Annotated in this window: 8 protein-coding genes; 2 read left to right on the top strand and 6 right to left on the bottom strand. The window is 60.1% G+C overall.

All coding sequences use genetic code 11. From position 1 onward, the window contains the following. Nucleotides 1–19 precede the first annotated feature (19 nt). Both FBY12_RS21320 and FBY12_RS27700 read left to right on the top strand, forming a co-directional pair. Complete coding sequence (locus FBY12_RS21320; RefSeq protein ID WP_145255658.1) at nt 20–4,552, top strand: neuraminidase-like domain-containing protein; 4,533 nt, start codon at nt 20–22, stop codon at nt 4,550–4,552. Further along, nucleotides 4,549–8,142, top strand: a complete 3,594-nt coding sequence (locus FBY12_RS27700; protein ID WP_178111788.1) for a hypothetical protein — start codon at nt 4,549–4,551, stop codon at nt 8,140–8,142. The genes FBY12_RS21320 and FBY12_RS27700 overlap by 4 nt, the downstream gene beginning before the upstream one ends. Here FBY12_RS27700 and FBY12_RS21310 read toward each other — a convergent pair. From FBY12_RS21310 to FBY12_RS21285, 6 genes are read right to left on the bottom strand one after another with little or no spacing between them, the layout of a single operon-like run. Beyond that, nucleotides 8,139–9,470: a DUF58 domain-containing protein gene (locus tag FBY12_RS21310; RefSeq protein ID WP_145255656.1), complete on the bottom strand. Its 1,332-nt coding sequence runs from the start codon at nt 9,468–9,470 to the stop codon at nt 8,139–8,141. The genes FBY12_RS27700 and FBY12_RS21310 overlap by 4 nt on opposite strands. After that, nucleotides 9,467–10,465 (bottom strand): MoxR family ATPase, encoded by a 999-nt coding sequence (locus tag FBY12_RS21305; protein WP_145255653.1) that lies wholly within the window; start codon nt 10,463–10,465, stop codon nt 9,467–9,469. Before FBY12_RS21305 ends, FBY12_RS21310 begins: the two co-directional genes overlap by 4 nt. Beyond that, nucleotides 10,462–11,625: a DUF4350 domain-containing protein gene (locus tag FBY12_RS21300; protein ID WP_145255650.1), complete on the bottom strand. Its 1,164-nt coding sequence runs from the start codon at nt 11,623–11,625 to the stop codon at nt 10,462–10,464. The genes FBY12_RS21305 and FBY12_RS21300 overlap by 4 nt, the downstream gene beginning before the upstream one ends. Then, a complete protein-coding gene (locus FBY12_RS21295) occupies nt 11,622–13,166 on the bottom strand; it encodes a DUF4129 domain-containing protein (protein WP_145255647.1) in 1,545 nt (514 codons plus the stop codon). Before FBY12_RS21295 ends, FBY12_RS21300 begins: the two co-directional genes overlap by 4 nt. Then, a complete protein-coding gene (locus FBY12_RS21290) occupies nt 13,153–14,130 on the bottom strand; it encodes a stage II sporulation protein M (RefSeq protein WP_121731379.1) in 978 nt (325 codons plus the stop codon). The genes FBY12_RS21295 and FBY12_RS21290 overlap by 14 nt, the downstream gene beginning before the upstream one ends. Next, nucleotides 14,127–14,852 (bottom strand): RDD family protein, encoded by a 726-nt coding sequence (locus FBY12_RS21285; RefSeq protein WP_145255644.1) that lies wholly within the window; start codon nt 14,850–14,852, stop codon nt 14,127–14,129. Before FBY12_RS21285 ends, FBY12_RS21290 begins: the two co-directional genes overlap by 4 nt. Nucleotides 14,853–14,999: the final 147 nt, after the last annotated feature.

Raw genomic sequence — 14,999 nt, 5'->3', positions numbered from 1 at the left:
CAGGAGCAGGAGAAACATCATGCAAACATTGCAGATTGATGAGCTGACGGAACAGTACACGGCCGCCATGGTGGAAGCGATTCTGGGGCAGCTTCTGTGGGAGGGACCGGTGGTACTGCGCACCCCCGATGACCTCAGTGATTACCTGATGCTCGATGTCCAGAGCGGCGCACAGTTGGACGCGACCTGGATCGCTGCCAACGTGCGGTGCTTGCAGCAACACATTCAGTCGGTCTACAGCGGAATGGAGGAGGGCTATGAAGCTGCCCATTTCGACCCGGAAGACATTGAGTACTGGTATCGGATTCTCAGCCACTACAGCACTTGGTCAGCGAACGTCACCTTGCAGGATCAGGCCGAAAATTACATCGTTCCGACACTGCGTCTTGGAAAAACGCAGTTGTTCCGCTCGCTGGAGAACAACCTTAATCAGATGCGCCTGAGCAGCGATTCGGTGCAAAAGGGCTTGATGGAATACACCCAGAGCCTGCAACGGGTTTGCGATTTGGATGTACTGAACGGCTACATCGATGGCGCGTCGGTTCAAGACGCCTGGTATTACCTGGTCGGACGCGAACGCACGCCACCGTTCGCCTATCATCTGCGCACTGTCAAAGTCGAACTGGACAACGAACAAAAAAAGATCAACCCCGCCGCGTGGGGGGAATGGCGAGCCATCGAACTGGCTACGCAAGACACCGTGGTCGATATTCGTCCGGTGCGCGTGTGGGGGCGCACGGTGCTGGTGTGGTGTGAATGGAGCGAGCGCCAGGTCGACGCCAATGGGCTGGTGCAAAAGCCTTGGGCGCTGGAGATCAAAGCCTCTGCCAGTTTCTTGAATGGCCAATGGTCGGCGCCGGTGTCGCTACATCGACGGGTTTGCGAAAACGACGTATCGAATGGCCGGTTGACTGTAGTTTCCCTGGGCGACGGTGACCCGCGTGATGATCGTCTGGCCGTTTGCTATACCAATCGTCAGGGGCTGGACGGATTGGCCGCGTTCCACGAAATAGAGATCCATGAAACCCGCGATGCGCTGTTTCGCAAGGTCGCCGACGATGCGCCAACGCTGATGCAGGCGACCTTTGCCCGATTCCGCGATGCCGATAGCTTGCAACAGAAGCTGCTGCCTCGGGATTACTCGACGGTCACCATCAGCAGCGTTGCGAGCCCGATCGGTTCGCTCACAGACCATCTGTTCCTGGATGCTGTTCATACCCGCGAGCAGGGCACGGATAGCAATTTTTACGAAGTGCTCAGGGTTCGCGGGCGCTGCACTGCGGTACGCGAGACTGGCCGGGTCCTTGAGCGGTTGTCGATCAACTGGAGAGCATCGACGAGTTCGCCATCGGTTGATGTCAGCATCGTCGACGCCGGGGAGCGGGAGCTCAGTATTACGCTGACTACTCGCGCGCGGCCAACTCAAGCGCATGCACTGCAACTCGGTGATGTCGGTAAAAAAGCCTTGGTGCACACGTTCGCGATAGACGACTTCAAGGAAGGTTCGATCGGTGACGGAATATGGGTCGCACAAGCGGTCGCTTCCCTTGACGATATTTCGTTGGCTTACCTGCTTGGCAACAACGCCGACGATATTCTCGCTGGCGCCGGTTTCTCTCTGCAGGAAAAGGGTGAAGCCGTCGGCAACGAGCGCAATCAAGTGGTGTCCCGAGCGCTTTATGCTTCCGTCGAACTCAGGCTTCAGTATCCCGCCATGGCTGATGGCGACCCTTTTGACTGGACATCGACAGGCTTGCTCAATGGCCAATATGCCACTCCATGGCGCACATACCGTCGAGGAACGGCTTCGCTGGAACTGACCAACTTCCCTGTCAATGAACCAATCGATTTCAGATTCGGCGCCGTGCAGGCAGACGTGTACGGAAGTAATCAATTTTCCGTTCTGCTGAAGCAGTCGCCACGCCTGTATACAACGCCTTCGATCGATAAAAACAGCTCGCAAGGTGCACAGTTCCTGAGCTTCAACGATCCAGCGCAGGCGCTCAAGTACAGCCGTTTGAATTCCACATTCGGCCCGTTGCTGAGCAGTCGCGCTGCAATCTCCGTCGATGCATTGTTTTCCTGGGACACCCAGCACGTCGCCGAACCGTCGCTGCCCGATCTTACGATTGAAGAGAACGGACCCTTTGACGGTTGCAACGGTTTGTATTTCTGGGAGCTGTTTTTCCATACCCCGGATCTGGTCGGTTCACGCCTTTCGGCCGAGGGTCGTTATCGCGAAGCGCAAGGCTGGTATGCCTATGTGTTCAATCCGGTGGCGCGTGCTATTACCCCGCCGGACGAGCCGTTGCCCGGCGATCTCGAGGTGATCGCGGCTCCCGCGTACTGGCGCTGCCGACCTTTGCAGAACACCACGCTGGAGTGCTCTTACGAAAGCGCGGCACCGTCCGATCCTGATGCGATCGGCTACTGCGCACCGGTGCACTTCAAGATCGCCATTTTTCTGCGTTATGTGCAAAACCTGATTGATTGGGGCGATAGCCAATTCCGCCGTCTCGACTACGACAGCATGGCCGCAGCAGCACTGAACTACAGTCGCGCATTGTCCCTGATGGGCCGCGAACCGAACGCGCAGGTCATCCGTTCATGGGCCCCGACGACGCTGGAAGATTTGCTGTCCGTAATCGCCGAGCGCGAACCTCTCAAGAACTTTGAGCAAAGCCTGAATCTGGGTTTGGCGGATGTGCCCACTGGCATGCAAACCACTCCGCGCTTCGATTTGCTGGGCTCCGGAGTATTCCTCCCCGGCGTCAATGAGCGTCCCGGCGCGGTGTGGGCGCTCCTCAAAGAGCGGCTCGACAATTTACGTCACAACCGCTCGATCGATGGTCAGCCGTTGTCGATTCCATTGTTCAGTCAACCTCTGGATCCATTGGACCTCTTGCGTGCCCAGGCTAACGCGCATCAGGGAACTTCGCGCTCACCGGGCGGGCAGGTACAGGTCGTGCCTTACAAATGGCAAACGGTGCACAGCCTGGCGCTGCAAGGGACGGAGTTTCTGATCCAGCACGAGGAGCAGGTCAGAACCTGGTTGGACATGCGCGATCGGGGCGAACTCGAAGAGCTGCAACAGGGCCACATGATAGAGCTGGCGGAATATTCGCGGTCAATCCACGAAGCGACCATTGCGCAGCTGGAGGCGACGGCAGCATCACTGCGCCAGAGCGAGAGCATGCTTGAGGCGCGTGCATTGCACTATCAGCAGTTGGTCGATGAAGGTGTTTCGCGGATCGAGAACGAAGTTCTGCAGAGTTATCAGAGCGCCAGATATATCGCGGTAGGTTCTGGTGCGTTCAGGACCTTAGGCGCTGCAATGGATCTGATTCCGAATGTCTTCGGCACATCCTCTGGCGGCGCACGCCTGGCCGCTATTCCGAATGCCGTGGCCGAGGGGCTGCAAATGGCTGCCGATTACATGAGAGGCGAAGCTGACGAGGCCAGCATCAACGAGCAATACCGTCGGCGCCAGGAAGATTGGCAGCATACGCTGGACCAGTCGCATGCAGAGTCGCGCGTGGTGCGCGAACAACTGTTGGCTCAGGAACACGCGATTGCGGCCGCGCGTGCTGCGTTGCTGCAGGCTGAAATTGCCAACACCCAGGCCGGTGCCGTTTACGCGTTTTACAAGAATCGAAGTACCGGACGGGAGCTGAGCAACTGGGTGGTCGGCCAGCTCAAGACACTGATTTATCAGGTGTACGACGTTGTCGCCGGGCTTGCTCTGTGCGCTGAAACCTGCTGGCAATACGAAATGGGAGATTACAAAACGCGCTTTGTCCGTCCTGACGTCTGGATGGATACCTATCACGGGCTCACTGCCGGTTATTCGCTCAAACTCGATTTGCTCAGGATGGCTACCGCCCGCATCAAACGCGATGAGCATCGCTTGCAGCTGACCAAATCGATCTCCCTGAAAACGTTACTCGGTGATCGTTGGCAGTCGGCACTCGATGAAGGCAATGTCGAATTCAGCTTGAACGAAAAAATGTTCAACGAAGACTATCCGGGCCACTACTGCCGGCAGGTCAAGCAGCTGTCATTGACGATCCCGGCGTTGCTGGGACCCTACCAGAATGTTTGCGCCGTGTTGATCCAGGACAGCAGCGCAACCATCCTTGAGCCCGACATCGGCGCCGTCAGATACCTGCATGGCTCCGCTCCAGAGTCCGTTCCTGCGGCTGACAAACTGGTGCAAAACCTGCGTCCTTACCAACAAATAGGCCTGTCGCACGGGTTGAACGACAACGGCTTGTTCGACGTTCTGGACGACGGCCGCTATGCACCCTTTGAAGGAACCGGCGCGCACGCCAAATATCGCCTGACCTTCCCACGGGCGGATCAGGCCCTGCAACGAAGCCTTTTGGAGTCAGTGACAGACATCATTCTTACCCTGGTCTATCAAGCACGGGATGGCGGTCCCGGTTTTGCTGCATTGGTCGAAGATGAACTCAAACCCAGCGTCAGCGCAATGCTCGACCAGCCCGACACCAAACCCCGGTCCGCTACTCGCGCGAAGAGGATACAGCCATGATCCAGCGTCAGGTTCTAGCTAATCAGAGCTTCATCGAAAACGGCGAATTCCCGGAGAATCTGGACGGTTGGGAGATTAGCAATTCCCAACTCGTCACACGTCAATCGGGGATGTGGGAAAACCAGCTGGTTGGTTTCATGGGAGCGGTGAATCAGGGCAGTGCCAGCCAGACCGTTAGCCTGGCGCCGCTGCCGCGTCCGACGATCGGCCGGGCTGAATATAAATTGATCTTCCATTACGAGGCGACGCAGGGTGCCGAATGCACACTGCGCGTGGCGCCGGGAATGGGCGGCGAAGTGGAACTCAAGCTTGTGCCTTCACGCCTGTCGCAACCGGTCGTTGATGGCGAAGGCGTGCTGCTGGATCTTTACCTCGTCGAGTACCCGTATGCACTCGCGTTGGATTGTGAAGAAACGAGCGTGACATTCACGTTCATCACGCCGCCCAATGCCTCGCCCGGAATGGGTCGTGGTTTGCGCGTTGCTTTCGTGCGAGTGGAATTGATGTTGGAGCCATTGCGGCTGGCCCACGTGACAATCGATGGCGAGACGCAATCACCTGATCAGCCACTGCATCTGTGTTTTGGTGCGACGCATAACGTGGCACTGACACCGGTGGCGGACAGTCTGTGGGTCGGGACGCAGGCCGGTTTGCTGGTTGAGGGCGGCACAGCTGACCCGCAAAATATTCTCTCTGCTGCACCGCCATGGGGACAGGAGCGTTCGCTGATTGAGCCCTGGAGCATCTATTGCGCCTGGGCAGTCGAGGACAGAGAAATCCGGCACAGGCTGGCAGTGCGTAGCCAATACACTGCCCTGGACTATCCGCTAGCTGCGATCAGCGGGCACTTTCAACTGGATGTCATTGCGCTGCAATCAGCAATCTACTATCCGGTCATCGACCTTGGGCAAAACGTCGAATTGCAGGTGCGGGTGGAGTCCCATTACACGCAAACCCGAATGGCAGATCGGCAAGTCACCTGGACCTTGAAAGGCGCAAACCCGGCAGACGATCGTGAGCTGTGCAAAACATCCACCGACGGCAACGGTGAAGCCACATTGGTCTATACGCCGGAACTGGAGGGCAAGTGGCAGATCGTCGCCAGTGTCGACAGCCACTATAAAAAAGAAGATGCGTGCCACGCATTTGAGGTTACAGCGTTGCAGCAAGATCCTTGGCTCGGTGCAACGTTCGGGCTGGACGCGCCGGACGTCGAGTCGCCGTGGGGCGCGGATATCGCTTACCCCTGCCGCGGTGGCAGTCATGAAATCAGCGTGAAGTTTGCGCCTGGACATGCGTTGGCCGAAACCGATCTTGCATTGCTTTGGCTGGGCGAAGACACCGCTGCGGGCTTGGGCATTGTTGTCCACCCTGCATTGGAGAGCTGGAGCCCGATCGCCGGGCAAGGCGTGACGTGGAGCATGGCGTGTGAAAACCGCCGTGACAGCTCGATCATACTCAGTATCAGTTGCTCAAAACTATTACTGCCTGCGCCCTTGCAAACACTCAAACTGGCGCATAACTGGCTGGCCGTTGGTGAGGTCAGTCAACCGAGCAGATTTCCATCGGTGGGCGGTGCCATCCTGCCCTTGGAAGTGCAAATACTGTCGCGGGTGCCTGGTGTGGGCAGTGTCTCCAATATCGACGTCGAATGGAGCCTCAACGGTGCGCCAGGCAGAATCTTGCCATCAGGTGACGATGGGCGCAGCGAATACCCTTTTGAACCTGTCCAAGAGGGTGATTTCACTGTCAGCGCCAGAGCCGCCAGCCCCTACCGGGGCCCTGAGGTCAAACACGAATTTGCGATCAAAGTGTTGGCTGAGGACCCATGGAGCAGTTTGGTCACGGTGACATTGGACGGCCGCGGGGAAGGGCCAACCGGGCTTCTGTGCTTTCGCGATGCCGAGGCGGTCGAGCTGCGGATCATGCCGCTGGACGACATCCTGCTGAACGAAGACATCTATCTCGATCTGCTCAGCGAGACGGGTGATCTGGCCTTCGATTTCGACCCGCCGCTGGCGGAAAAACGGCAAATGACCGCCGAGGGGCTGGTGTGGAGCGTCCGCTCGTCCGCCACAACGAGTGCCCGTTTCCAGTTGCACGTCTGTCATGACGAGTTGGACACCTATACGTTGCAAGGTCGATTACTGGCCAAAACGCTGGCGGAAGAGGGCACCTTCACACTGGATGATCAGGCCCAGCCTGACGGGGCCACCTGGTATCCGTGTCTGGGCGGTCAACACACCTTACGCTTCACACCTAAACCAGGCAGCTTGTTGACCGGCCTGGAAGTCGCCGCCTCGTGGGTGAATCCACCCAGCGTTTCACCGCACGTAAAGCTTGAGCCTGAGCCGGGCGCAGCACGTGAGCTGGGCAGCGCAGGCCTGTCGTGGACACTTGACTGCCGTGACAGTACTGAAAGCGCAGCATTAGGCCTCGCACTATCACTCACCCAAGCTTCCTTCGTTTACCCGGCGCTTGACTTGGCGTTAGGGCACAACCGAATGATCATCAACGAGAGCGACGTTCGTGGCCCGACCTACGATCCCGTTTTAGGCGAACAGGTCGTCATGGAGATCCATCCGCGTTCTTACTACACCGGCTTATCGGTGGACCGCTTTGCAGTGGATTTCCAAGAGGGAGAGGTTTCGACCCCAGTACCGTCGGCAGGCAATGGATGGGCGCGTTTTACCTACGAGGCTGTCAAGCCTGGCGATATCAAAATCATTGCCACGGTGCCCAGCCCGTATGACGGAACGGGTAAATCGCCCACCGTAGAGTTTTCATTTACCGTGCTGGCGGTTGGCATCCTCGCCCCTGGCTCCGGCGCTGTGGCGGCGCCGCCTCTGGAGGAAACGTCGGGCATGGATGACGATCCAGTCGGGCACTACCGTATCGAGATTGGCGAGGTGCACGAAGCCGCGTTTGATCCAGCTGTCGGGGAAAGTGTGTGGTTGGGCCTCAACATTCGGTCGACCGGCACATTGCGGGCGGCGGCAGGCACGGAAGTGATCTTTACCGTAGAAGAGCAACCGGTGCGTGTACTGACCGATGGTGATGGCTGGGCTTATTTTGCTTATACCGCAGAAGAGGTCAAACGTGTCGATGTGGTTGCGACGCTGCAGGGTGTCGGTAATGACGCGTTGTCGACGGTTACGCATTCATTCAGCGTCCAGTCAGTGACGGCGGTGCCTTGGGATGATGCGAGGGTGCAATTGAACGATGAACCCGTCACGGTTTGGGGGGCTCAGACCCGATTTCCGCGAATCACCCAGGTGCATATGATCAAGTTGTCGGTCGATAACTCGAACAGCCACCTGCTCGGACGTGAGATCAGCCTCGGATTGAAAGGCTACATTGCTTCTAACGAGTTGGGATTGAACACGATCCGACCGGCGCTAGGCCAGGCACGAACATTCACCACCGAAGGCTTGAGTTGGACGGTTTCAGGGTCGCGGGGCGGCGCGTTTGCGTTGCAACTGGAGGCGTCTCGCCTGCTCAAGCTGTCCCCGCTGAATGCCATGTCGATGGGTTCCTCGTTACCCATCCCGAACCTCGCAAACTGCGCGCAGATCACGCAGGAAAACTAAAACACCCCAGCCTTCTTCCAACTCAAATACCGCGTCACCAACCCGGCCCCCAGTTCTGCGGGCCGGGCCTCCAGCACCGGGACGCCATGAGCACTCAAGCGCTCATGGAGTTCGGCCCGCGCGTTCAAGTAATCCACCGTGGCGCAATACATCAACGCCTCAGGCAAGGTTTGCACCGGCGATTGGCGCAATTCATCCAGCGTGTCCTCGCGCAGACTGGCAACCAGTACGCGATGTTGCTGGCCCAGACGTTTGACCGCGCCGAGCAATTCTTCGTCATCTTCATCGCGCAGGTTGGTCACCAGCACCACCAATGAACGGCGCTTGTGCCGGGCCAGCAAGTGGCTGACGGCGGCCTGATAGTCGGCGGGGCGCGGGGTGTTGGCGAGGTCGTAAACGGCGTTGAGCAAAACCTTGAGTTGGCCCGGCCCTTTGACCGGGGCGAGGTGGTGCGGTTGATCGCTGGCGAAGGTGCTCAACCCGACGGCATCGCCCTGACGCAACGCGACGTAACTCAGCAGCAGGCAGGCATTCAACGCATGGTCGAAGTGGCTCAGTTCACCGTCCTGGCTGCGCATGCTGCGGCCGCAGTCGAGCATGAAAACAATCTGCTGGTCGCGTTCGTCCTGATATTCCCGGGCAATTGGCGTGCGTTGGCGGGCGGTGGCTTTCCAGTCGATCTGGCGCAAGCTGTCGCCCTCGCGGTACTCGCGCAACTGATGAAACTCCAGCCCCTGGCCGCGCCGTTGCCGCTGACGCACACCGAGTTGGCTGAGCCAGTTGTCCACCGCCAGCAATTCACCGCCATACAGGCGCGCGAAATCCGGGTAGACCCGAGTGCTGTCGCTGACGCTCAGCAAGCGTTTGGCGGACCACAGGCCCATCGGGCTCGGCAGGTTGATTTCGCACCGTTCGAAACTGAAATGGCCACGGCGCAACGGGCGCAGACGATAGCTGATCAAACTGCGTTGGCCGGGTTGCAACTCGAGTGTCAGCGGCAGGTGTTCGAAGCTCAATCCATCGGGGACGTGATCGAAAATGTGCGCGGTCAGTGCATCGGTAAAATCGTGTTCGACTTCCAGTTGCACCTCGCCCCAGCGGCCCAGTGCCAGGCTGCCGGGCATCTGCCGTTTGAGCCGCGGTGCGGGCAAGCGTTTGAGGCGGATTGCGTCGATCACGCTCAACACCAGCAGCGCCAGCAACAGCGCCCAACTGATCGAAGACAGATTGTCTGGAAGGGCGAATTCAAGCGCGCGCAACGTCCCCAGCACCATGCCGAAACCGAGCAGCACGCACAGCCAGATCAGCAGCAGACGCGACGGTTTCACAGGCGTGGCGCCGCGACTTGGTCGAGCAGCTGTTGCAGCACCTGATCGACATTCAGGCCTTCGATATCCAGCTCCGGCGCGATCCGCACGCGATGGCGCAACACCGCCAGCGCGCAGCCCTTGATGTCGTCCGGGATCACAAACTCGCCACCGCGCAACAACGCCCGCGCCCGCGCGCAACGCACCAGCGCAATCGATGCGCGAGGCCCGGCGCCTAACGTCAGGCCGGGCCAGGTGCGCGTCGCGCGGGCGAGACGGATGGCGTAGTCGAGCACGTGTTCGTCCAGCGGCAAGTCGCTGGCAATCCGCTGCAACGCCATCACGTCCTTGGCCTGCAACACCGTGCGCAGCGGCTGCACGTCGAGCATGTCGGCGCGGGTTGAACGGCTGACCTGGCGCACCATGTCCAGCTCCTGCTCGGCGTCGGGATAATCCATACGCACTTTGAGCATGAAGCGATCCAGTTCCGCTTCCGGCAGTGGATAAGTGCCTTCCTGTTCAATCGGGTTTTGCGTGGCGAGGACCATGAACGGCTGCGCGATCGGCAGTGCCCGGCCTTCAAGGGTGACTTGGCGTTCCTGCATCGCTTCGAGCAGCGCAGCCTGGGTCTTGGCCGGCGCGCGGTTGATCTCGTCAGCCAGCAGCAGGTTGGTGAACAACGGGCCTTTGCGCAGTTTGAATTGCTCGGTTTGCAGGTCGTACACCGCGTGCCCGGTGACGTCGCTGGGCATCAAATCCGGGGTGAACTGGATCCGCGCAAACTCGCCACCGAAGCAGCGGGCGAGGGCGCGCACCAGCAAAGTTTTGCCCAACCCCGGCACGCCTTCGAGCAACACGTGGCCGCCGGCAATCAACGCGGTCAGGACGTCGTCGATCACGCTGTTCTGGCCGATCACGGCTTTGCGCAATTCGCCGCGCACCGACTGCGCCAGTTGACTGGCACGCTGGCGTTGCTGGGCGGCGTGTTGTTCGGTGCCGGGCTCGATGTCACTCATAAGGCATTCCTCAAAGTTTGCAGGTGGGCGACCTGACGGCTGAACTCAGCGCTGGACAGCCGCTGTTTCGGGCGCGGGCTCAGGGCCTGGCTGATGGCGCGGGTCGGTTGTCGGGTCAGGCGCGACAGCACCAGCCATTGTTCGGCAACCGCCAGTTGTTCAAAACCGGGATGGCGGCGGCGGGCGCGGCGCAGGATGTCGTGCTGCAAGGCTTGCAGCAGACTGTCCTGGCCGTTGCGCCGGAGCATGAAATCGGCGCTCGCGCGCAGGTGTTCCTGAAGTTGCCGGCGGGCTTTCGCGGGTGGTTGCAACAGCGGCCCATGGCGCACGCCGGCCTGCCAGCAACCGAGCAGGATCAACGCCGCGAGGGCCACCAGCGCTTGCGGAAAATAGCGCAGCAGCAAGGTCAGCAGCGAATCGTGTTCGCTGTTGTACAGCAGCGTCACGCTGGTGTCGGCGCTCAAGTACCAAAGCAGCCAGGCGTTGTCGTATTGCGCGATGGCCGGGTTTATCCACAGGTCGGCGTCGGTGACCACGATGATCGATCCGAGCCCGTGGGTCAGTTGCATCATGTGCGTTGCCTTGCCGCTGTTGGCCCAGGCCTGCGCGAGATTGTTCGGGTCTTCGAGATGGAATGCAGTATCGAAACCGGCGTAGGCGGGCGCCTCTTCATCTTCCAGATACAGCTTGGTCAGTTTTGGAAAGGCATCGTCAAGGGAGTCTGGCGGCGGCTCTTTGAGGTCTTTGCTCAGGGATTGATGCACTTGCACCCGGTCGAGCAGCAGGTCATTGCTCTGGCCGGTTTTTTCATCCCACAGCGCCTCGGCGACAAACAGCAATCGGCCACCGGCACGGGTCCAGTTCAGCACTTGATCAACCTGGCGCGGGGTCATGTTCGAACGATCACCGAACAGCAGCAGGCTGTTCTGGTGCGGGTCGATGCCGGGCAGCACGTCGAGGCTGTTGGCGTGGGTGACTGCCAATCCTTGTTTGCGCAGAAACTGCTCAGCCGCCAGATACGGATTGGCCCGTGCCTCCGGAGAAGGGCCGTGGTCGACAATCTCCTGATACGGCGTGGCGTTGAGGTACAGATAAACGCCCAAAGCACCGAGCAACAGGGCCACCACCGCGCCGAGCGCCAGCCATCCGCGCCGGCTCAATGCGCGGCTCCCGAGTGAAACAGCGCTCGCCAGCCGTCGCACAGTTGCTGCTGCGACTGCGCTGGTGGCAAGCGGTGCCCGTAAGCCATGGCTTGCCAGTGTTGGGTGAGGGTTTGGCTGAACGCGAGCAAGTCCGGTTGCTGCAGGTGGCCGACGCGCTCGAGCACCTGGCCCTCGGTGTCGGCGTCTTTCAACGGCAGATTGAAGTCATGCAACAACCGGCTGAGCAGCGCGCGATAAAGCAAGCCAAGCGCTTCGCGAGGATTGCTCTGCCAGAGTTGTTCGGCCGCCGCCGCGACGTCGGCGGGCAGGGTTTGCTGATGCACATTGAGCCCGAACAGTTGCTTGGGTATCGCCCGCTCGACTTGGGCTCGGCGGGTCGGTCGGCGGCTGACGAACGCCTGCAACCACTCGCGATAACGCCAGATCAACAGACCGAGCGCGGCAATCAGCGTGCCCCACAAAAGCACTTCCAACAGTGTCGCGATGGCGCCGAAACCCTGGCCGTCGAGCAACCTCAGCAGGGTTTTCAACCAGTCCGGGGCGCTGCCATCCTCTTGGCTTTGGCTGGCGGACTGCTCCTCGCCGAAACGGTAGCGGGTCACCGATTCGTTGTTCTTGAACGGCGGCTGTTCGAGGATTGCCTTGATGCTGTCGCGCGATGCCTGGCTGGTCAGCGGCTGATCGAGCAGGCGCGGCGCGTCCGGCGACATCACCGGCTCGGCGGCCCACAGCGTTTGCGTGTTCGGGATCAGCACAATCAGCGCCACTAGCAAGATTGCCGCCGCGCTGCTCAGGCGCTGACGCATGCGCCGGAACACCAGTTCAATATCCCAGGCCTCCAGCACCGTGCGCCGGTTCAGGTACAAACTGAAACCGCACGCGACATAAATCGGTTCCCAGACCACCAGCACCAATGCGTAAAAGGCGTTGGTCAGGTGTTCCAGCCACAACCAGTCATGACTGGCGGCGGCGATCAGGCTTTGCCAGTCCCAATCGAGTTCGATCTGTTGCGGCAGCAGCAAGTAAAACAGCACCATCAGGCCGACCCACAACGCGGTTTCCAGGTGCACGCCGATGATCGTCAGCCACTGCGCGGCGCCGGCATTGCGTTGCAGCAATACCGCCAGACGCTGCTGACGTTGCACGCCGTCGAGGCCTTCAAGTTGCACCACCGGCATCACAAAACTGCGACTCGGGCTCAAGCGCCGCCACGTCAGGCTGGCAAATAATTGCGGCTTGAGCAGGCGCGGCCATTCGCGCAGCGCTTGTCTGAGCGTGGGCGTTTCGCCAAACAGGACCTTCGACAGGATGTACAGCGGCAGGCGTTCGAACGCCGGTTTCAGCCACCAGAAAATAAACACCGCCAGCGACGGCGAATCCCACAGCAGCACACTTAGAAGAATGAAAATCGGCAAAGTGACGATGGCCCAACTGGTCATCAACAGGCGTCGATGGCGCTGGCTCAGCAACACGCCGAGGTCCATGGCTTCCCAGCTGTTACGCGGGCGAATGACGACGGTGGCATCACTCAGGCGCATGGCGAGTCCGTCCGGCGAGCAGCAGATAAGCGAGCACCAGTAACCACAACGCGGCGCCGACCAGGTATTTGGTGAGCGGCGTCACCGTGGTCATCGACGACCAATAGGCTTCGACAAACGCGGCAATCAACAGAAACAGCATCACCCCGCAAATCAGCAGCACACTCTTGCGCGCCGCCACCCGCAACGCCTCGGCGCGGGGCAAGCGGCCCGGGGCAATCAGCGCCCAGCCAAGTTGCAGACCCGCCGCGCCGGACAGGGCGATGGCGCTCAATTCAAAGGCACCGTGGCCAATCACGAAGGACCAGAAGGTTTGCCCGTAGCCGATTTGCGTCAGGTGCCCGGCCACCGCGCCGATGGTCAAACCGTTGAAGATCAGGAAAAACACGCTGCCCAGACCCAACAGCAAACCACTGGCGAAGGTCTGAAACGCGATGCCGATGTTGTGCATCACGTAGTAACCGAACATCACCCAGTCTTCGCTCGCGGCCCGTTCGGCCGAGCGCCCGAGGTGCCCGGCCACCGGGTCGTACATGCTTTGCATCTCGCTGACCTGATCGGCCGGGATCAGGTTGTAGATCAGCTCCGGGAACAGGTAAACCAACAGTCCCATGCCGATCAGACTGCCAAAAAACATCAGCACCGCCGCGAGCACAAACCGCCACTGCTGGCGCACCAGTCGCGGGAAGTCGGCGAGGATGAACGCCAGCGCATTCGCCCCGAACCGGCTGCGGTGCCGATAAAACTGCTGATGCCCGCGCAGCACCTGATGCTGTAACGAGTCGACGAGAAAACTGCTGTAGCCGCGTTCTTGCGCCAGTGCCAGATGATGGCAGAGCCGACGATAGTCTTTGGGGAAACTGGCGATGCGCGCAGTAGGCTTGCCGCGCTCCAGGCGTTCGAGGACCAGCGCGAAGTGCTCCCATTCGGCCTTGTGCCGACTCTCGAAAAGGCTTTGCTTCATGTCGGACCCAACAAGCCGCGAGCGATACCGTTGAGTTCGGCCACGGCGTGCGGCGGCGCAACGTGCAAAGGGGCCGCGAGCAGGCTGGCCAGTTCATCGACCCGCGCTGGCGACAATTCACTTTGGCGTTCGGCGAAACCGAGAATCGCCCGCTGCTCGGTCAATGTCAGGGCAAACGCCGGGCGCCGGGGCTGGGCCTCGGGCAATTCCGGGCGGCGCAGTTTTGCTTCGCTGTAGATCACCAGCGTACCGGCGGCGAGGTCGCCGAGGCGTTTGAAAGTGGGGTGTTGCAGGCAACTGATGGCGCCGAGGAAATACCCGAACGGCAGCATATCGACAAATCGCAGCAGGTTTCGCAGCAACGAGGCCGACCAGCCAATCGGCGTGCCGTCGTCCTGCACCACGCGCAAACCCATCAGGTGTTTGCCGGGCGAGCGCCCCTGATTGAGCACTTCGAACAGCACCATGTACCACCAACTGATCGCGAACAGCAGCAGCGAACCGAGCCCGGCGCCGAGTCGACCGAGAAATGCCAGGACAATAAACAGCAGGCCGAGGATCAACCCGCGCACACCCAGGTCGATGCTGAACGCCAGCGCACGGACCAGCAACCCGGCCGGGCGCAGTGGCAAGTCGATGCCTTCCGGCGTTTCGACGTGATACCGCGTGTCCAGTGGCGGGGACAGCGTCGCTTTCCTTGGCAGTGCTGTGGTCACGAGCATGGTCAACCTGAATGATGAGGCCGGATCGGCAAGCAATCTGGGGCCGATGCTAGCAGCCTCTCGGGTAAAAACGACATAACTATGTAGTGCACGCTGCAAACGCTGAAATGATTGAATCGCCAGAGCACTGGCCGCAACGCCCGGTGT

Origin of the sequence: Pseudomonas sp. SJZ131 (genome assembly GCF_007828705.1) — a bacterium.
Taxonomy (GTDB): domain Bacteria; phylum Pseudomonadota; class Gammaproteobacteria; order Pseudomonadales; family Pseudomonadaceae; genus Aquipseudomonas; species Aquipseudomonas prosekii.
Note: the sequence above shows the minus strand (reverse complement) of the source record. Positions and strands in the feature narration are given on the sequence as shown.